Genomic DNA, 18,907 nt, shown 5'->3' on the forward strand with positions numbered 1-18,907 from the left:
CGCTGGCCGCCGCCTCCGCGAGCAGCGCGCCCGCGCCGGGCGTCCGCCGGACCCCGTGCTGCGGGAAGGCCACCAGCTGGACGTCCAGCGCGCCGGCCAGCCGCTCGCGCGCCTCGGCGAGCCCGGTCACCCCGGCCAGCCCGTACGCGGGCGCCACGTCCACATGGGCCCGCACGGCGCGGGTGCCGCGCGTCACGGCGTGGCTCAGCAGCCGGTGGGCCCGCTCGGCGAGCGGGGTGCGCTGGTGCCGGTGGAGGTCGACGTCGCCCTGGACGTACTCGGGCAGCGAGCCGGCCGGGCGCCGGCTGTACCAGGGCTCGCCCCAGGCCGTCTTGTCCGGGTGGATGTGCGCGTCCACCAGGGTGGGCAGCGCGATCCGGCCGCCGCCCTCGACCACCTCCGGCACCGCCCCGTCCGGCACCCGCTCGGCCAGCAGGCCGTCCACGGCGATCAGGTCGACGGCCCGGTCGGCACCGTACGGGCGGACGTCCCGGAAGACGGTGACGGAAGGCGTGGTCATGGGCTGCTCTCTCTCGCTCTGGTTCCGCGGCTCGCTCTGGTTCCCCGGCTCGCTCTGGATCCGCGGCTCGCTCTGGATCCCCGGGTGGTCCTGCCCCCTGGACGGAATGTGCCCGACAGGCAAAACGTCCTACCTTTCATTCAACAGTCTGTTTATCATCTCCGGGTCCCCGTCCCTCGTCCGGAGTACCTCACGCATGTCCACACCACCGCCCGCCGCCACGCCCGGACGGCACCCGCTGCACGCCCTGCGGGCCACCGTCTTCGCCATCGGCGCCCTGCTCCTGCTGGTCGGGGTGGGAGTACTGCTCGACCAGCCACTGCTGATCCCGCCCCTGGCCGCCAGCGCCGCACTGGTGCACGGCGCGCCCGGGCTGCCGATCTCGCAGCCGCGCAACCTGGTCGGCGGGCACCTGATGTCGGCCCTGATCGGCTTCGCCGTCCTCGCCGTCACCGGCAGCACCACCTGGGGCGCGGCCGTCGCCGCCGGGCTCTCGCTCGGCGCGATGATGCTCACCCACCTCTCGCACTCCCCGGCCGCGGCCACCGCCGTGATCGTGGTCCTGCAGGCGCCGCACCCCGTGCCCTTCCTCCCGCTGCTCGTCCTGGCCACCGGGCTGCTGGTCGTGATCGGCCTGCTGCCCGGCCGGATCGGCGGGCACCCGGTCCGCTACCCGGTGTCCTGGTGACGGCCGCGCCGTACTGACCGGCTCTCCACTCTCCCGCCGAACGCCGACGGCCGGGTCATCCGATCGGATGACCCGGCCGTCATCCGTTCCACCCGGTACGGACACCCGCTCCGCCCATGCCGAGGCGAGCGCCCCCGGCACGACGCACCCCGAGCATCGGCGCGCCGCCCCTCCGTCGTACATCACCGCTCTTGTAGAGAACTGCTCTCGAACAGATGCGGGTCGACACCCGCCCGCCGCTCCCGCCCACAGCGTCCGGAACGCCGGCGGGTCAGCGGGCGGGTTGCCGCCCTGGGCCCTGGTCCGATGATCGATCCCCCGCAACACCCAAGTCAATCCGCCGATTTGCTGGGACCCCTCCAAGCGATACCTTGGGTCTCCGTGACCATTGACGACCTCCGCGTCTTCGCCGCGGTCTGCCGGGCCGGCTCGCTCAGCGCCGTCGCCCGCGAGCTGAACTGCACCCAGTCCGCCGTCAGCCAGCACGTGAAGCGGCTCGAACGGGAGGTCGGCCTCGCCCTGATCGAGCGCCACCCGCGCGGGGTCGTCCCCACCGCGGCGGGCAGCCTGCTGCGCACGGCGGTCGCCACCGGCCTCGGCGGCATCGACCACGCGCTGCACCGGATCGCCGAACTCTCGCGCGGCGAGGGCGGATCCGTCCGGATCACCACCGGGGCCACCAGCATCCGGCACTTCATGTCCGCGGCCGTGGTGGACTTCCGGCGGCGCTTCCCCCGGGTCAGCCTGGAGTTCCAGACCGAGGTCTCCAGCCGCAGCTGCCTGGAGTCGCTCAACGCCGGCCGGGTCGACCTCGCCTGGATCACCCTCGGCGCCCCGGCCCGGGGCATCGACCAGCAACCGGTGGTCGACCTGCCCTGGGTACTCGCCGTCACGGCGGGCGACCCGCTCGCCGCCCGGGCCAGGATCGCGCCCGCCGACCTCCAGGACGCCCGGCTGATCGGACTTCCGCAGAACTCCGTCTCCCGCTCCCAGGTCGAGTCCTGGCTAGGGAAGTCGGGCATCCGGCCGGTCTTCGACACCAGCGTCGCGGACTGGGACACCGCGATCCTGCTCGCCGAACTCGGCCTCGGCCACGCCGTCGTCCCGGCCCTCCCCCAGTGGCAGGGCCCCGGTCACCCCGGCCTGCGGCTGCTCCCGCTGCCCGACCTGCCCGCCCTCACCGCCGGGTGGGCCGTCCGGGACTGGGAGAACCTCGGCCCGCTCGCCCGCGCCTTCGCCGACACCGTCGCCGCCCACTGCGGCCGCGAAGCCCCGCCGGCCGTCGATCCGGAAACGGCCTGACCCTTTCGTGCCCCGCCCCCGCCCGTTACCCGGAGCTCGCCGTCCGCAGCGGGGCGAAGTCCTCCGGCAGGACGTCCAGCAGGCCGCGCGCCCGGCCCCCGCCCGCACGGCGAGCGCCATCTCACAGCGCAACTGCCTTGGCAGCTCCGGCCGGTGGAGCAGACCGTGCCACCGCCCCGCACCCCGACCGTCACCGACCGTAGAAGGCGTGACCGCGCCCGATCTCCTCGAAACCCCGGCGGCCGTACCACTCACGCGGCCAGTCCACGGCGTCCGCGAGCAGGAACAGCTGCGGGACACCGGCCTCGACCGCCAGCGCCAGGCCGGTCGCCAGCAGGGTGTCGCCGTGCCCCGCACCGCGGTACCGCGAACCGGTCACCAGGTCCTCCAACTGGCCTAGCCCGACGGCCGGTTCGAGATAGAGGTCGCTCCAGGCCGCTACCTCGCCGGCCGGCGTCCGAGCGGCCAGGAAGTGCACCCGCTCGGCACCGCGCAGCCGGGCGGAACGGCGGTCGGTGAGCTGCCGGGCGAGCTCCTCGCCCTCGATCCACTCCCGCTGCTGGCGCAGCACCGCCGCCCGCACCTCGGCCAACTCGACGGGGAGTGCGGCCGGTTCGGGCCGCCGGCAGCCGAGCGTCGACCGGGCCAGGACCACCACGCTCTCCCGCTCCCACCCCGCCGCCGCCAGCACCGGGGCGACCCGCTCGCCCGACTCCGGGTCCAGCACCGTGACGCGGTACCGGTGGCGGCGCCCCAACCACCGGGCGGCCAGCTCGGGCAGCGCCGCCGGGTCGGTTCCCGGGCCCTCGACGATCAGCTGGTTGTGCTCCTCCGATTGGCCGAACGCCGCGTCCCGGACGGCGAACACCCCGGGGAACTCCGGAAGTTCGACGGTCTCCGCCGCCTGGCGGCGGGCGAAGGCGGCGCGGAAGGCGGTCACACGGGCGAGTAGATCCGACATCCCGCCATGATCAGCCCCCGGTCGCCCGCCGACAACAACTTTCCGGTACCGCCTCAGGATTCCGCACCGGAGGACGAGCTGCCACCGGAGGACGAGCGGTCCAGGAAGCGCCGGATCCCGTCCCGTACACCGTCCGTCGGCACGGTCGCCGCGAAGGCCGCCGCTTCCACCGCGAGCCCCTCGTCGATCGGCAGGTTGATGCCCCGGGTCACCGCCCGCAGGCAGGCGGCCACGGCGGTCGGCGCGTGCCGGATGATCCGCTCGGCCAGATCCCGTGCGGTGTCCAGCAGTTCGTCCGCCGGGACGACCGAGTTGACCAGGCCGATCTCGGCGGCGCGGGCGGCCGGGACAGGGTCACCGGTGAGGATCATCTCCAGGCCGCGCTTGCGGCCCACGTGCCGGGGCAGCCGCTGCGAGCCGCCGAAGGGCGGCGGGAAGCCGAGCGAGATCTCGGGCTTGGCGAAGGTCGCGTGCTCGGCCGCGACGGCCAGCGGGGCGGCCTCGGTGATCTCGCAACCACCGCCGAAGGCAAGGCCGTTGACGGCCACGATGACCGGCTTGGGGAACTCCTCGATCCGCCGGGTGAGGGTGTGCCCGCGCCGGACGAACTCGCGCAGCGCCCGCTCCGGCCCGCCCGCGATGCTGGCCGCCAGCGACGGGATGTCGGCACCCGCACTGAACGCCCGCCCGCCGGCCCCGGTGAGGATCACGGCGCGGACGGTGTCGTCGGCGTCGATCCGGTCGAGCTCGGCGAGCAGCGCGTCGATCGTCGGGTAGTCGAGGGCGTTGAGCTTCTTCTCCCGGTCGATGGTGAGGGTGACGACGTGCCGGTCCCGCTCGCTGCGGATGGTCATGGGCGCGTGCTCCGTTCCTGGCCTCGCTGCTGGATGTGACGAGGCTAGGAACACCGGCCCAGGACAATCCACTTATTGTCCTGGATACACTCCGGTACGCACCCGTCCACGCCTGTGCACGCCCGTGCCCGGACCGTCCACTCCCCGGAAGGGCAGGTGACCCGTGCGACCGCCCTCCTACAAGGCCATCGTCGACGAGTACGCGACCGCCATCCGCTCCGGCGCGCTCCCGGCCGGCACCCGGCTGCCGACCCACCGCACCCTCGCCCGCGAGCGGCGGATCGCCCTCGCCACCGCCACCCGGGTGTACGCCGAACTCGCCGCCGCCGGGCTGGTGGTGGGCGAGCAGGGCCGCGGCACCTTCGTCCGGCTGCGCTCCGGCTACGACGGCCTCGAACCCTCCCGCGCGCTCCCGGTGCCCCGGGTGGCCGACCTCTCCTTCAACCAGCCGCTCTCCCCCGGGCAGGGCGACCAGCTGCGGCAGGCCCTGCGCGCGCTCGCCTCCTCGGGCGACGCCGAGGCCCTGCTGCGCCAGCACCCGCCGGGCGGCCACCGGCACGACCGGGCCGCGGTGGCCACCCACCTGCTGGACCGCGGGATCGACACCGCGCCCGAGAACGTCCTGCTCACCAGCGGGGCGCAACAGGCCCTGGACTGCGTCCTGCGCACGCTCACCCGCCCCGGGGACGTCCTCGCCGTGGACGCGCTCGGCTACCCGGGCATCAAACTGCTCGCCGCCGCCCACGGACTGGACCTGGCGCCCGTCCCGGTCACCACCGACGGCCCGGACCTCGACGCACTCGACCGGCTCTGCCGCACCCGGCCGGTACGGGCGGTGTACACCCAGCCGACCGTCCACAACCCGCTCGGCTGGGTGCTCGCCCCGGCACAGCGCGAGCGCCTCGTCCGGCTCGCCGCCGACCACGGCTTCACCCTCATCGAGGACGGCACCTACGCCTTCCTGGAGGCCGCCCCGCCCCAGCCCCTGCACGCCCTCGCCCCCGAGCGCACCTGCTACCTGGCAGGCCTCTCCAAGAGCGTGGCACCGGGCCTGCGGTTCGGCTTCGCCGTCCTGCCCGACCACCTGCTCCGGGCCGCCACCACCAGCCTGCGCGCGGCGGCCTGGGGCGCCCCCGGCCTGATCACCGCCCTCGCCACCGGCTGGCTCACCGACGGCACGGTCGCCCGGCTGGAACAGGAACGCCGCACCGACGCCGCCGCCCGCCAGTCCATCGCCCGCACGGCCCTGACCGGCCTGACCACCACCGCCCACCCCACCTCCTACATCCTCTGGCTCACCCTCGAACCCCACCAGCGCCCCGACCACGCAGCCGCCGCCTTGGCCGCCGAAGGCATCCTGATCTCCACCGCCGACGCCTTCGCCACCACCACCCACCACCCCAACGCCCTCCGCCTCGCCCTCGCCACACCCCCACTCCCCACCCTCCCCACCGTCCTCACCCACCTCCGCACCACCCTCGAAGCCATCGCCCCCTGACCCCCCCCACCACCAAAAGCCGACGGCCCCGACGTCCCACTCCGCCACCACAACCCGGCCATACCGAGCGCCGACAGCACATCAGGCCCCACCCGACCCGCTCTCACCACAACCGCACCAGAAGTCGGCCAGGCCGACTTCCCACGCCACCCCGCCCACAAGGACCCGCCCCATCCCCACCTGACAAGCCCCACTTGCTCCCCCACGCCCGCGCGTACGTCTACAGGCCCGACTTCCCACTCCACCTGCCCCCCACGAACCCGAACCCGCCCAGACCGGCGCCAGAAGTCGACGGGCCCGACTTCCTACTCCGCCATGCCGCCACAGCTGCACAGACCAGAAGCACGGCATCCGGTGGCAAGGGCACACTCACCGGCCACACCAGCACTCGGCCCCGTCGACTTCCGACGCCAGCACCTGCATCGGGCCGAGGCGCTAACGCCCCAACGGCCACCCGTCAGAAGTCGGCCTGGCCGACTTCCTACTCCGCCACAACGGGCCGTCGTCCGACCATGGCGAGCGCCAGAACAGCAGACCACGACAAAGCAGCCGCCGGAACGCTGCACCACACCCCTTGCCGACGCCAGAAGTCGGCCGGGCCGACTTTCCACACCACCACCCACCCTCGGCCTCAACCCAGGGACGGGGCGAAGGCCGAGGGTGAGGGCAGAGGCGGGGCAAACTCCGCCCAGGCGCAGCAAGGTGCGCGGACTGTCAGCACCAGAAGTCGACCAAGCCGACTTCCCACGCCACGACCCGCCACCGCCCCCCACGCCCACGCGGCACCCACGCCCACGCCAAATGCCATTGGGCCTGAACCCGCCCAGGGCCCGCGCCAAAAGTCGACGGGTCCGATTTCCCACTCCACCTACCGGCCCGCCACAAACCCGAACGCGCCCAGAGCGGCACCAGAAGTCGACGGGCCCGACTTCCTGCTCCACCAACACCGGCCATGCCGCCACAGCTACTCAGACCGGAAGTACGGCATTCGGCGGCCGGGGCACACTCGCCGGTCACACCGGCACTCGGCCCGGTCGACTTCCGACGCCGGCACCGGGCCGAGGTGGTGATGTGCCGATGGCCACCCGCCAGAAATCGGCCCGGTCGACTTTCCACACCGCCAACCGCCCCCGGCCGCGCCCCGGGGAGGGAGCGAACGCGAAGGCCGAGGCCGAGGGCAAGGGCAAGGGCAAGGCCGAAGGTGAGGACAGAAGCGGAGCAAGATGCGCGGACCGTCAGCACCAGAAGTCGGCGGGGCCGACTTCCCATGCCACCACCCACCCCGGCCGCAGCCCAGGGACAGGGGCGAGCACCGACACCGGAGCGAGCATGAAGGCCAAGGCCGGGCGCAAACACGGGGCCGGGCAAGCAACAGCCAGGCGCAGCGGGGTGTGCGGACTGCCGACACCAGAAGTCGGCGGGGCCGACTTCCTACTCCGCCGCAACGGGCCGTCGTCCGACCATGGCAAGCACCGGAGCAGCAGACCACGACGAAGCGGCCGTCAGAGCGGTGCACCACGCCCCTTGCCGACGCCAGAAGTCGGCCGGGCCGACTTCCCACGCCACCACCCACCCCGGCCGCGGCCCAGGGACAGGGGCGAGCACCGGGGCCGGGCAAGCAACAGCCAGGCGCAGCAGGATGCACGGACTACCGACACCAGAAGTCGACGGGGCCGACTTCCTACTCCCCCTCCGCCGCTGCGCGGGCGAAGCGGGTGCTCCAGTCCGTGAGCAGGGTCCGGAGGGCGTCCGGGGCGAGTACCTGGAATTCGGCGCCCAGGGAGCCGAGGGCCATGGCGGGCCAGTCGAGCGAGTCGGCGGTCATCCGTAGGCGGCAGCGGTGCGGGGTGACGGGTTCCACGGTGCCCCAGCGGCCGACGCGGGCGCGGACGAACTCCGCCGGTGCCTCGATCAGGGCCTCCACCTGGTGCGGTCGGGGCATCCTGTTGAGGCCCGCACGGACGAATTCCGCCGCGTCGGCCGCCGGGAGGGTCCGGGGGGCGAAGCGGGCGCCGCTGCCGGTCGGGGCGGTGAGGCGGTCGAGGCGGAAGCTGCGCCAGTCGGCCCGGTCGAGGTCGTACGCGACGAGGTACCAGCGGCGGTTCAGGCAGACCAGCCGGTGCGGTTCGACGTGCCGGTCCGTACCGCGCCCGTCGGCGGCCGTGTACGAGAACCGCACCCGCTCGCCGTCCCGGCAGGCGAGTGCCACCACCGTCAGGACGTCCGGGTCGACGCCCGTGCCCGTCCGCGTCCCCCAGTCCACCGGGACGGTGACCGCGCGCAGCGCCTCCACCCGGCGGCGCAGCCGGGCCGGCATCACCTGGACCACCTTCGCCAGCACCCGCGCCGAGGCCTCGGCGACGCCCTCGACCGGGCTCTCGGCCGCCGCCTGGAGGCCGACCGCGAGGGCCACCGCCTCCTCGTCGTCGATCACCAGCGGCGGCAGCGCCGCGCCCGCCGCGAGCTGGTAGCCGCCGTCGACGCCGCGCTGGGCCTCGACGGGGTAGCCGAGTTCGCGCAGCCGGTCGATGTCGCGGCGCAGGGTGCGGACGGAGACGCCGAGCCGGTCGGCCAGTTCGTCGCCCGGCCAGTACCGGTGGGTCTGGAGCAGGGAGAGCAGTCGCAGCGTCCGCGTGCTGGTGTTCGCCATGCGTCGATTCTCCCTGGGATTCAGGACAGGAAGTGACCGCAATGGTCCGTAGCGTTGTTCTTGTCCGAGGGAGCAGGAACCCGTAGCAGGAACCCAGCGAAAGGCCATGACGATGACCACGACCACCACCCCCGCCGCCACCACCCCCGCCGCCACGCAGAACCTCACCGGCGAGCGCGCCGACCTCCTGGCGGCCCTGGAGAAGCAGCGGCACTTCCTGCGCTTCACCACCCGCGACCTCACCGACGAGCAGGTCGGCCTGCGGACCTGTGCGAGCGAGCTGTGCCTGGGCGGCCTGATCAAGCACGTGACCAGCGTCGAGCGGCTCTGGGCGGAGTTCATCGTGCAGGGCCCGTCCGCGATGCCCGACTTCACCGCCTGGACCGAGGAGGACTTCGCCCGCCGCGCGGACGAGTTCCGCATGCTGCCGGGCGAGACGCTGGCCGGTGTCCTCGCGGCGTACGCCGAGGTGGCCGTGCGCACCGACGAGCTGGTGGCCACCCTCCCCGACCTGGACGCCACCCAGCCGCTGCCGAAGGCCCCGTGGTTCGAGGCGGACGCCGAGTGGTCGGCCCGCCGGGTGCTGCTGCACATCGCCAACGAGACGGCCCAGCACGCCGGTCACGCCGACATCATCCGCGAGTCCCTGGACGGCGCGAAGAGCATGGGCTGAGCCCGGCCGGCGGGACGGCGGCGGGGCCCGTCGACAGCAGTCGCCGGGCCCCGCGCCCCCCTGCACCGCATCCCCGGACCGCCCCTCCCCGGAACCGCCCTCAGGCCTGCCCGACGAAGGTGAACCCGGCCCCGTCGACGACGCGGCGGACCAGGGCCTCGTCCAGCGGCTGCGCGGAGGCCACGGTGACCCGGCCGCTCGGCGCGTCGGCACTGACGTCGGTGACGCCCGGCAGGACGGCGAGCCCGGCGCTGACCGTCTTCTCGCAGTGGCCGCAGCTCATGCCGTCGACGGTGAAAACAGCGGTGGTGGACATGACGGCGCCTCCGATGGCAGCTCGCTCGGGACAGGGCCGACCCGGACGGATCGACCCGCCCTACGACACCCGAATCCGACGGCGCCGCCCAGGGACACGCCGCCGGAGTGACACCATCGAGCGGTTCCGGGAACCACCCGGGCCTCCCGTCCGACAGGGGCCGGCACCGTGGCGCACGCCACCGCCCGAACCGCGAAGGCGTCCCGTACCGCGAAGGCGCCCTGAACCGCCGCCGCACCCCGCCCCGTTCCTCCAGGTACCACCCTTTCGCACGACCGGGCGACGGCCCGGTCGCCGATCGGCCGCCCCGGCCCGCCGATCCCGTCCTGGAGCACTTCCGCCATGTCCACCCTGGCCCCGATCCACGCCCGACCGGACACCACCGCCCTCCTGATGGCCCACGCCGCCCTGCGCGGCGAGTTCGCCCGTCTCGCCGAGGCCTGCCGCGCGCCCGGCGCGGAGGCCCTGCGGGCCGGGATCGCCGCCCACACCGCGCTGATGCTGGAGGTCCTGCACGTCCATCACGAGGCCGAGGAGGACGTGCTGCTGCCCGCGCTCTCCGGGGCGGCGCCCCACCTGCGGCCCGGACTCGCCGGTCTGGCGGCGCGGCGCGCTGCCCTGGCCGTGCCGGTCGCCCGGGTCCGGGTCGGCCTCACCGGCCCTCTGGACCGGTTGGCCCGCCCCCTGGAACAGTTGGCCGAAGCCGTCCGCGCGCACCTGGACACGCAGGAGGAGCTCTGCCTGGACGCGGTCCGCACCCTCCTGCCGCTGTCCGCCTGGGAGCGCTTCGACGAGGCCAGGAGGTGGCGCATCCCGCCCGCCCTGAGGTCCCGTGCCGCCGGGGTCGTGCTGTCGTACGGCAGCCCGGAGCAGCTAGCGCCGGTGCACGCCACCGGCTCCCCGCTGCCGGAGCCGCCCGCCCTCCGGTCCCTCCGAGCCTTCCAAGCCTTCCGATCCTTCAGGGCCTTCAGGACCTTCCGCCGCTCCTTCCGATCGCCCCTCGCCGCGCACCACCGGCGGATGCGCGGCGTGTACGGCCATCTGGCCGCGGCGGGAGCGGACCGGTGAGGGCGCCCGAGCGGCTGCCCCGCTGGAAGCCCCGGCACGCTCTGCCCGCCCTCGCGCTGGTCGCGGCGCTGACCGCCGGGCTGCTCTGGTGGCAGCCGTGGAGCGGCGGGGACGGTGACCGGCTGGCGTTCACCACCGCGCCGGGCGGCTCCGCCCGCTTCGGCACCGGCGAGCACCTGTACCGCTACAAGGTGCGGGTGGAGGACGGGATCGCGGAGAGCCCGGCGCAGTTCGCCGCCGAGGTGGACGCGGTCCTCGGCGACGTCCGGCACGGCTGGGCGGCTGGCGGCACGGCCTCGTTCCAGCGGATGCCCGCCGACCCGGTGGACTTCACCGTCTACCTGGCCACCCCGAAGTCCACCGACCGGATCTGCGGCCAGTACGGGCTGGACACCGGCGGCTGGGTGCACTGCGGCGTCACCCACCAGGTGGTCGTCAACCTCACCCGCTGGACCGAGTTGTCCGAGTTCTACCAGGGCAGGCCCGAGCAGTACCACGCGCTGGCCGTCAACCACGAGGTCGGCCACATCCTCGGCAACGGCCACGTCGACTGCCCCGGCCCGGGCGCCCCGGCACCGGTGATGATGCAGCAGATCAAGGGGCTGCACGGCTGCGTCCCCAACGGCTGGCCGTACTCGGACACCGGCACCCTGCTCACCGGCCCGCCCGTCCAGGCCCCCACCAACGCCCCGTAGCCGGCCCGCGCGCCGCCGCACACCACCGAGCGGCACCACCGTCCCCGACGGCCTCACGACACCGCACGGGGCGAACCACCCACCCCCCTCCCGACCCACCCGCCCGAAACACGGATAATCCTGGTCGGACCGGACGCACCCGCACCGCGCGCCCGGTCCCGGTCGTGTTCCCAGTCGGTGCCGGTGGAGGAGAAGCGTTGAACGGTGTGCCCGGCGGGGAGTACCTGGACTGGCCGGTCCTGCTGGAGGCCGCCGAGGCGGCCGCCCGGGCGACCACGGGCCGGGGCCGGGTCGCCGACTACATCCCGGCCCTCGCCACCGCCGACCCGGAGGCCTTCGGCATGGCCGTCGCCACCGTCGAGGGGGAGCTGCACGGTGTCGGGGACTGGCAGCGGCCGTTCTCCGTCCAGAGCGTCTCGAAGCTGTTCTCGCTCGCCCTCGCGGTGGCCTACGGCGGTGACACCCTCTGGCAGGGCGTCGGCCGCGAGCCGTCCGGCAACCCGTTCAACTCCCTGGTGCAGCTGGAGACCGAGCACGGCATCCCGCGCAACCCGTTCATCAACGCGGGCGCCCTGGTGGTCACCGACCGGCTCCACACCATGACCGGCGACGCCTCGGGCGCGGTACGGGAGTTCCTGCGCCGCGAGTCCGGCAACCCGCTGCTGGACACCGACCCGGTGGTCGCCGCCTCGGAGGCCGAGCACGGCCACCGCAACGCCGCGCTGGCCCACTTCATCGCCAGCCACGGCAACCTGGAGAACCCGGTCGAGACCGTCCTGGAGCACTACTACGCCCACTGCGCCGTCGCGACCAGCTGCCGCGACCTGGTGCTGGCCGGCTCCTTCCTCGCCCGGTACGGCGTGCGCGCCGACGGCACCCGGCTGATGTCCCGCAGCGAGACCAAGCGGATCAACGCCGTCCTGCTCACCTGCGGCACCTACGACGCCGCCGGCGAGTTCGCGTTCCGTGTGGGCCTGCCCGGCAAGAGCGGCGTCGGCGGCGGCATCCTCGCGATACTCCCCGGTCGCGCCGCCGTCTGCGCCTGGGGCCCGCGCCTGGACCAGGCCGGCAACTCCGTCGCCGCGGTCGCCGCCCTGGACACCCTGACCACCCTGTCCGGCTGCTCGGTGTTCTGACCCGCGGACAGCGGAACGCGGGCCCCGGCCGTCCGCACAGCGACCGGGACCCGCGGGTCCGTGACGAGCGCCCTCCTCTCCGAGGACGCCCTCCTCCGAGGCTCCGGGGGACTACTCCACCGTCACGCTCTTCGCGAGGTTGCGCGGCTTGTCCACGTCCCGCCCCAGGGCGACGGCGGCGTGGTAGGCGAGCAGCTGGAGCGGGATGTTGAGCAGCAGCGGGTCCAGCTCGGGCTCGCTCTTGGGCACCAGGATGCAGTGGTCCGCGAGCTTCTCCTCGGGCCGCCGGTGGCCGACGGCGATGACCCGCCCGGAGCGGGCCTTGATCTCGCCCAGCGTGGTGAGGTTCTTGTCCAGCAGCTCGTCGTCCGGAACCAGTGCCACGGTGGGCAGTTCGGGGCTGATCAGCGCCAGCGGGCCGTGCTTGAGCTCGCTCGCCGGGTAGGCCTCGGCGTGCACGTAGGAGATCTCCTTGAGCTTCTGCGCGCCCTCGCGGGCCACCGGGTAGCCGCGCACCCGGCCGATGAACATCATGCCCGCGGAGTCGGCGTACTCGGCGGCGAGTCCGGCGATGGCCTCGCTCTGCTCCAGCACCTCGCGGATCTGGTCGGGCAGCGCCTTGAGCGCAGAAACGATCCGGCGCCCGTCGGCGGGCGACAGGTCGTGGATGCGCCCGAAGTGCAGGGCGAGCAGCGCGAAGGCGACCACGGTGGAGGTGAACGCCTTGGTGGAGGCGACCGAGACCTCCGGACCGGCGTGCAGGTAGATACCGCCGTCACACTCTCGGGCGATAGCACTGCCCACCGTGTTGACGACGCCGAGCACCCGGCCGCCCTTGCGCTTGACCTCCTGGACGGCGGCCAGCGTGTCGTAGGTCTCGCCGGACTGGCTGACCGCGACGTACAGGGTGTCCGCCTCGATCACCGGGTTCCGGTAGCGGAACTCGGAGGCCGGCTCGCTGTGCGCGGGGATCCGGGCCAGCTCCTCGATCAGCTGCGCGCCCATCTCGCCCGCGTAGTAGGCCGATCCGCAGCCGAGGATCTTCACCCGGCGGATCTCGCGCAGCTCCCGGGCGTCCAGGTTGAGGCCGCCGAGGTGCGCGGTGGCGAAGCGCTCGTCGAGCCGGCCGCTCAGGGTGCGCTCGACCGAGCCGGGCTGCTCGTGGATCTCCTTGAGCAGGAAGTGCTCGAAGCCGCCGGTGTCGTAGGAGTCGACCTCCCAGTCCACGGTGGACGGCTGGCGGTGCGTGGTGCGGGCGTCCTCGGTGAAGGTGCGGAAGCCGTCGGCCCGGACGGTGGCCAGCTCGCCGTCCTCCAGGTGGACGACCTGGCGGGTGTAGCGGACCAGCGCGGAGACGTCCGAGGCGGCGAACATCTCCTTCTCGCCGATGCCCAGCACGATCGGGCTGCCGTTGCGGGCGACGACGATCCGGTCCGGCCGCTCGGCGTCGAGCACCGCGATGCCGTAGGTGCCGACCACCCGGCCGAGCGCGGCCCGCACCGCGTCCTCCAGCTCGACGCCCTCGGCCACGTTCGCGGCGATCAGGTGGGCGAGCACCTCGGTGTCGGTCTCGGAGCGGAACACCGCGCCGTCGGCGGCGAGCTTGGCGCGCAGCTCGTCGGCGTTCTCGATGATGCCGTTGTGGACGACGGCGATCCGCTCGGCGTTGTCCAGGTGCGGGTGCGCGTTGGCGTCACTGGGGACGCCGTGGGTGGCCCAGCGGGTGTGGCCGATGCCGGTGGTGCCCTTGAACCGGGCCGGCACGGCCGCGGCCAGGTCGGCGACCCGGCCCTTCACCTTGCGGAGCTTGATCCCGCCGCTGCGCCCGGTGACGGCGACACCGGCCGAGTCGTAGCCGCGGTACTCCAGCCGCGCCAGCCCCTCCAGCAGGAAGGGGGTCGCGTCCTTGGGGCCGATGTAGGCCACGATTCCGCACATGCGTGGTCTCCTCTTCGAAGTCTTCGGAAGGTCGGGAACGAGGGCGGTCAGCCCGCTGAGGGCCGTGAGGGCAGTCAGCCCGCTGAGGGCAGCGAGCGCGATGAGGGCGACGGGCGCTCGGCCGCCTCAGCCGTAGACGATCCGCCGCAACTGGCGGGCCGAGAGCTCCGGCGCCGAGACCCGGCGCTGCGGCAGCTCCTCGGTGAGCCGGGCGAAGATCCGCTCGTTGGTCAGACCGCGTGCCTGGAGCTCGGTGTGGCGGCGGCGCACGTACTCCTCGGTGCTCTCGGAGAAGTACGCCAGCACCTCCGCCACGACCCGCGCCGCCTCCCGGGGCCCGAGCGGGCTGGTCCGGGTGAGGTGGGCGAGGAGGTCTTCGTGGGGGTGGGGTGAGCTCGGCACGAGTGTGGAGCCTAGGTCGGGCCGGCCGCCGAAGCCAAAGTTTCTGCCCGAAATCGGGCAGACATTACGACTTTCAGACCACATCCACGACTCCTTCACATTCGGCCGTCGAACGGCCACCCGTTCGCCCCTGTTCCCGAAAGCCCCTTGAAGCGGCGCCAACTCCGCACGTAGCGTGACCCCCTGAACACGAAGCGGAAGACCGGAGGCTTGCTGATGTGCGGGATCACCGGATGGGTCGCGTTCGAGCGCGACCTCACCGCCGAACGGGGGGTCATCGACGCGATGACGGCCACCCAGGCCCGCCGCGGCCCGGACGCCGGCGGCGTCCACCTGGAGCCGCACGCCGTGCTCGGCCACCGCCGGCTCGCGGTGATCGACATCGCGGGCGGCGTCCAACCGATGACGGTCGAGCACGACGGCCGGACGCTGGCCGTGCTCACCTACAGCGGCGAGGTCTACAACCACCGCGAACTGCGCGCGGAACTGGAGGCGGCCGGGCACCGCTTCCGCACCCGCAGCGACACCGAGGTCGTGCTGCGCGCCTACCTGGAGTGGGGCGAGCACCTGGCCGAGCGGCTCAACGGCATGTTCGCCTTCGCGGTCTGGGACATCCGGCGCGAGGAGCTGCTGCTGGTCCGCGACCGGATGGGCGTCAAACCCCTGTACTACCACCGCACCCCGGACGGCGTGGTCTTCGGCTCCGAGGTCAAGGCCCTGTTCGCCCACCCCGCCGTCCGCCCGGTGGTGGACCTGGACGGGCTGCGCGAACTGCTCGGCTACGCCCGCACCCCGGGGCTCACCCCGTACCGGGACATCCACGAGGTCCGGCCCGGGCACGTCGTACGGGTGCGCCGCGAGGGCCTCTCGGTCCGCCGCTACTGGGCGCTGGAGGTACGCGAGCACCGCGACAGCCTGGAGGCCACGGTCGCCACCGTCCGGGCCCTGCTGGACGACATCGTGCACCGTCAGCTGGAGGCGGACGTCCCGCTCTGCTCGCTGCTCTCCGGCGGCCTGGACTCCAGCGCCGTCACCGCCCTGGCCGCCCGGACCCTGGGCGCGGCCGGGGCCGGCCCGGTGCGCTCCTTCTCGGTCGGCTTCGCCGGGCAGAGCGAGACCTTCAACGCCAACGACGTCCGGCAGACCCAGGACGGCCCCTTCGCCCGGCTGCTCGCCGACCACGTCGGCGCCAACCACAGCGTCGTCGAGCTGGACGCGGCCGACCTGACGGACCCGGCCCGGCGCTCCGTCGTGCTGCGCGCCCGTGACCTGCCCAACGGCGTCGGCGACATGGACACCTCGCTGCTGCTGCTCTTCCGGGGCGTGCGCCGCCACTCCACCGTCGCACTGTCCGGCGAGTCCGCGGACGAGCTCTTCGGCGGCTACCGCTGGTTCCACGACCCGGCCACCATCGCCGTCGACGACTTCCCCTGGGCGCTCGGCCTCACCGGCATCGCCGGCGGCGGAGCCACCCCGCGCGAGCACCTCCTGGACGCCGAACTGCTCCGCAAGCTCGACCTGGACGGCTACCGCAGGGCCCGCTACCGCGAGGCGGTCGCCGAGGTCCCGCACCTGCCGGAGGCGGATCCGCTCGAACGGCGGATGCGCGAGATCTCGTACCTCAACCTGACCCGCTTCGTCTGCATCCTGCTCGACCGCAAGGACCGGATGAGCATGGCCAACGGCCTGGAGGTGCGGGTGCCGTTCTGCGACCACCGGCTGGTCCAGTACGTCTTCAACGCCCCGTGGGCGATGAAGTCCTTCGACGGGCGGGAGAAGAGCCTGCTGCGCGCCGCCGTCCGGGACGTGCTGCCGGCCGCGGTCGCCGAGCGGGCGAAGAGCCCGTACCCGGTCACCACCGACCCGCACTACCCGGCGAAGCTGCGCGCCGAACTGGCCCGGCTGGCCGTCGAGCGCACCTCCCCGGCCCTGGACCTGCTCGACCGGCGGCGCCTCGCCGACGCGCTCGCCCCGGACACCGACCCGCAGTCCGTCCGGCTGGCCGTCGACCTCGCGCTGGACTTCGACGCCTGGCTGACGGAGTACCGGGTGACGCTGGAGCTCTGACCGCCGGGGCCTGAACGCGTGTGGGGCGCGGGTGCCGCCACCCGAACGGCGCACCCGGCGACGCCCGCGCCCCCGTACTCCGTCCGGGTGATTGTGCGGAACCATCCCGCCGGGCCCGGAGGTCCCACGGTGCGATAGCGTCGCCGACACCTCCCGAATGGCGGGCGAAATCGCGGCTTACCGCTCACGTGCCGTCAGGATGGGAGCGAAACGTTCACCTCGATCCGCCGGGGGATCCCGTCATGCAGCCGCGAGTCTTCGCGATTCTCACCGCCCTGCTCCTGGGCGTCCTGGGCCTGGGGTCGGTGGCCGTCACCGACTGGTCGCCCGCGGCGGCCACCGCGTCCCTGACCGCCGTCGCCCCCGGGACCCCCGCCGCCGGCGCCCGGCCGGCCGCGGCCGGCCCCGCGAGCGCCACCCCGACCGGCGACCCCGCCGTGTGGACCCGCTCCACGCTGCGCAACAAGGTGATGGCCGAGATGGACGCCACCGACCCCGGTGTCGCCCTGGCCGACCTCGACAAGATCACCAAGGAGAAGCCGTACACCGTGCGCTTCTGCCACCCGATCGCGCACGAGCTCGGCCACGCGGCGGTCAAGCGCTTCAACGCCGACTTCCAGAAGGTCATCTCCTTCCCGCACGAGACCTGCGCGGCCGGCTACCTGCACGGCGCGGTCGAGGAGATGCTCAACGCCTCCACCCAGCCCGAGACGGACCTGCTCAAGCTCTGCGCGCCCAAGAACACCGGGCCCTGCATCCACGGCGTCGGCCACGGCACCATGTTCGTCGCCAAGCAGGACGTCGCCAAGGCGCGCGACCTGTGCAACAAGTTCCCCTCCGACCAGAACCGGATCCGCTGCTCCGAGGGCCTGTTCATGCAGCTCTTCGGCCCGGACGAGGAGGACGAGCAGGCCAAGGCCAACCTGCCCGCCGACAAGCTCGCCCAGGACCCGCTCTACCCGTGCAAGGACCAGCCGTCGCTGTTCCAGTCGGCCTGCTTCTTCTACGCCCCGACCTTCTTCCTCTCCTCGCACGACTACCCGAACCACCCCGAGGTCTACGCCGAGGCCCTCAAGTGGTGCCTCAACGGCAAGGCCAGCGGCGGGGCGGTGGACTGCAGCCGCGGTGTCGGCTCGCGCACCATGAAGTACAACCTGGACCGCGAGGACTGGGCGTCCGAGCAGTGCGCGACCGCCGCCGACGGCTGGCAGCGCAAGGCCTGCGCCGAGGGCCTGGTCAGCTACTACACGGTCAACTACACCGACGGGGGCGCGGCCGGACGGCTCTGCGCCAAGATCACCAACAAGGAGATGCAGGGCTACTGCCGCTCGGCGAGCGGCCTGTCCAGCTCGCTGGACTGACGCCCCCGGGTCTCAGCAAGCAGGCTCGCACCGCACGGTGCGGGCCTGCTTGCGTAGGATCACCCGATCATCGCCTGACCCGGGTGCGCCAAGGACGCCGCGCCTCGCCCAGCCCGTCCCCCGGCCTCCCTGGAGCACGCCATGACCACCGAGGACTCCCCCGGCACCGACGTCACCGGCACCGACGTCGCCGACGCCGATTTCCGCCGTGCAGCCCACGCCACCGCCGACCTCGTCTCCGACTACCTCGCCGACCTGCCCGGACGCCCGGTCTGGCAGCCCATGGACGAGACCGCCCGCCGGGCCCTGCTCGACGCCCCGCTGCCCGCCGAGGGCCGCCCGCTCGACGAGCTGATCGGCGCCATCGGACGGGACGTCCTGCCGTACCCGATGGGCAACGGCAACCCGCGCTTCTTCGGCTGGGTCAACTCCGCCCCCGCCCCCGCCGGGGTGCTCGCCACCCTCGCCGCCTCCGCGATGAACCCCAGCTCGGCCGGCGGCGACCACGCCGACGTCCACCTGGAGCGCGCCGTGGTCCGCTGGATAGCCGAACTGGTCGGCTTCCCGCACCCGGCCGGCGGCGGCCTGCTCACCTCCGGCACCTCGATGGCGACCATCGTCTGCCTCGCCGCCGCCCGCAGCCGCGCCGCCCGGCGGGCCGGCCGGGACGTCCGCGAGGAGGGCCTGGCGGGCCTGCCGCCGCTGGTCGGCTACGTCACCGGCGAGACCCACTCCTGCGTCCGCAAGGCCGCCGAGCTGCTCGGCCTCGGCAGCCGGC

16 protein-coding genes and 1 pseudogene are annotated in these 18,907 nt (G+C 73.6%); 10 read left to right on the plus strand and 7 right to left on the minus strand.

Annotated features, from left to right (window positions below; all coding sequences use genetic code 11):
* Nucleotides 1-520, minus strand: a pseudogene (locus tag AE652_RS13860) (cytosine deaminase); the annotation flags it as partial.
* A gap of 196 nt (nucleotides 521-716) precedes the next feature.
* Between AE652_RS13860 and AE652_RS13865 the strand changes: the two are divergent.
* Together AE652_RS13865 and AE652_RS13870 are read left to right on the plus strand one after the other, a co-directional pair.
* On the plus strand, nucleotides 717-1,208 hold the full coding sequence (locus AE652_RS13865; protein WP_049651645.1) for an HPP family protein: 492 nt from the start codon (nucleotides 717-719) through the stop codon (nucleotides 1,206-1,208).
* 381 nt (nucleotides 1,209-1,589) lie between these two features.
* Nucleotides 1,590-2,510 carry a LysR family transcriptional regulator gene (locus tag AE652_RS13870; RefSeq protein ID WP_049651646.1) on the plus strand — a complete coding sequence of 307 codons (921 nt, stop codon included), beginning with the start codon at nucleotides 1,590-1,592 and terminating at the stop codon, nucleotides 2,508-2,510.
* Between the two features lie 190 nt (nucleotides 2,511-2,700).
* On the opposite strand, the gene AE652_RS13875 is transcribed toward AE652_RS13870, so the two are convergent.
* Complete coding sequence (locus AE652_RS13875) at nucleotides 2,701-3,471, minus strand: GNAT family N-acetyltransferase (protein ID WP_063780155.1); 771 nt, start codon at nucleotides 3,469-3,471, stop codon at nucleotides 2,701-2,703.
* 53 nt (nucleotides 3,472-3,524) lie between these two features.
* Nucleotides 3,525-4,325, minus strand: a complete 801-nt coding sequence (locus AE652_RS13880; protein ID WP_049651648.1) for a crotonase/enoyl-CoA hydratase family protein — start codon at nucleotides 4,323-4,325, stop codon at nucleotides 3,525-3,527.
* Between the two features lie 163 nt (nucleotides 4,326-4,488).
* On the opposite strand from AE652_RS13880, the gene AE652_RS13885 reads away from it, so the two are divergent.
* On the plus strand, nucleotides 4,489-5,823 hold the full coding sequence (locus AE652_RS13885) for a PLP-dependent aminotransferase family protein (protein WP_049651649.1): 1,335 nt from the start codon (nucleotides 4,489-4,491) through the stop codon (nucleotides 5,821-5,823).
* A gap of 1,681 nt (nucleotides 5,824-7,504) precedes the next feature.
* Here the strand turns inward: AE652_RS13885 and AE652_RS13890 are convergent.
* Nucleotides 7,505-8,473 (minus strand): YafY family protein, encoded by a 969-nt coding sequence (locus tag AE652_RS13890; protein WP_049651650.1) that lies wholly within the window; start codon nucleotides 8,471-8,473, stop codon nucleotides 7,505-7,507.
* 112 nt (nucleotides 8,474-8,585) lie between these two features.
* Between AE652_RS13890 and AE652_RS13895 the strand changes: the two genes are divergently transcribed.
* Nucleotides 8,586-9,146, plus strand: a complete 561-nt coding sequence (locus AE652_RS13895; RefSeq protein ID WP_049651658.1) for a DinB family protein — start codon at nucleotides 8,586-8,588, stop codon at nucleotides 9,144-9,146.
* A 100-nt stretch (nucleotides 9,147-9,246) separates the two neighbouring features.
* Here AE652_RS13895 and AE652_RS13900 read toward each other — a convergent pair whose 3' ends face one another.
* The gene (locus AE652_RS13900; protein WP_049651651.1) at nucleotides 9,247-9,462 is read right to left on the minus strand and encodes a heavy-metal-associated domain-containing protein; all 216 of its coding nucleotides are present in this window, start codon (nucleotides 9,460-9,462) and stop codon (nucleotides 9,247-9,249) included.
* A gap of 342 nt (nucleotides 9,463-9,804) precedes the next feature.
* Here AE652_RS13900 and AE652_RS13905 point away from each other — a divergent pair, with 342 nt between their 5' ends.
* The 3 genes from AE652_RS13905 to AE652_RS13915 all read left to right on the plus strand — a co-directional run bounded on the left by AE652_RS13905 (nucleotide 9,805) and on the right by AE652_RS13915 (nucleotide 12,361).
* The gene (locus AE652_RS13905) at nucleotides 9,805-10,530 is read left to right on the plus strand and encodes a hemerythrin domain-containing protein (RefSeq protein WP_049651652.1); all 726 of its coding nucleotides are present in this window, start codon (nucleotides 9,805-9,807) and stop codon (nucleotides 10,528-10,530) included.
* Nucleotides 10,527-11,225, plus strand: coding sequence for a DUF3152 domain-containing protein (locus AE652_RS13910; protein ID WP_053112064.1), 699 nt, complete (start codon nucleotides 10,527-10,529; stop codon nucleotides 11,223-11,225). Before AE652_RS13905 ends, AE652_RS13910 begins: the two co-directional genes overlap by 4 nt.
* A 197-nt stretch (nucleotides 11,226-11,422) precedes the next feature.
* Entirely contained in the window at nucleotides 11,423-12,361 is a 939-nt protein-coding gene (locus AE652_RS13915) for a glutaminase (protein WP_369808293.1), read from the plus strand.
* A gap of 111 nt (nucleotides 12,362-12,472) precedes the next feature.
* On the opposite strand, the gene glmS is transcribed toward AE652_RS13915, so the two are convergent.
* A complete protein-coding gene (glmS, locus tag AE652_RS13920) occupies nucleotides 12,473-14,299 on the minus strand; it encodes a glutamine--fructose-6-phosphate transaminase (isomerizing) (protein ID WP_049651653.1) in 1,827 nt (608 codons plus the stop codon).
* Between the two features lie 126 nt (nucleotides 14,300-14,425).
* The gene (locus AE652_RS13925; RefSeq protein ID WP_049651654.1) at nucleotides 14,426-14,701 is read right to left on the minus strand and encodes a hypothetical protein; all 276 of its coding nucleotides are present in this window, start codon (nucleotides 14,699-14,701) and stop codon (nucleotides 14,426-14,428) included.
* 216 nt (nucleotides 14,702-14,917) lie between these two features.
* Between AE652_RS13925 and asnB the strand changes: the two genes are divergently transcribed.
* From asnB to AE652_RS13940, 3 genes are all read left to right on the plus strand, one after another.
* Entirely contained in the window at nucleotides 14,918-16,768 is a 1,851-nt protein-coding gene (asnB, locus tag AE652_RS13930) for an asparagine synthase (glutamine-hydrolyzing) (RefSeq protein WP_049651655.1), read from the plus strand.
* A 242-nt stretch (nucleotides 16,769-17,010) separates the two neighbouring features.
* On the plus strand, nucleotides 17,011-18,129 hold the full coding sequence (locus tag AE652_RS46395; protein ID WP_049651656.1) for a hypothetical protein: 1,119 nt from the start codon (nucleotides 17,011-17,013) through the stop codon (nucleotides 18,127-18,129).
* 141 nt (nucleotides 18,130-18,270) lie between these two features.
* On the plus strand, nucleotides 18,271-18,907 hold a 637-nt coding region (locus tag AE652_RS13940), incomplete at its 3' end, for a pyridoxal-dependent decarboxylase (RefSeq protein ID WP_049651657.1).

It is taken from the genome of Kitasatospora sp. MY 5-36, from assembly GCF_001182915.1.
Classification (GTDB): domain Bacteria; phylum Actinomycetota; class Actinomycetes; order Streptomycetales; family Streptomycetaceae; genus Kitasatospora.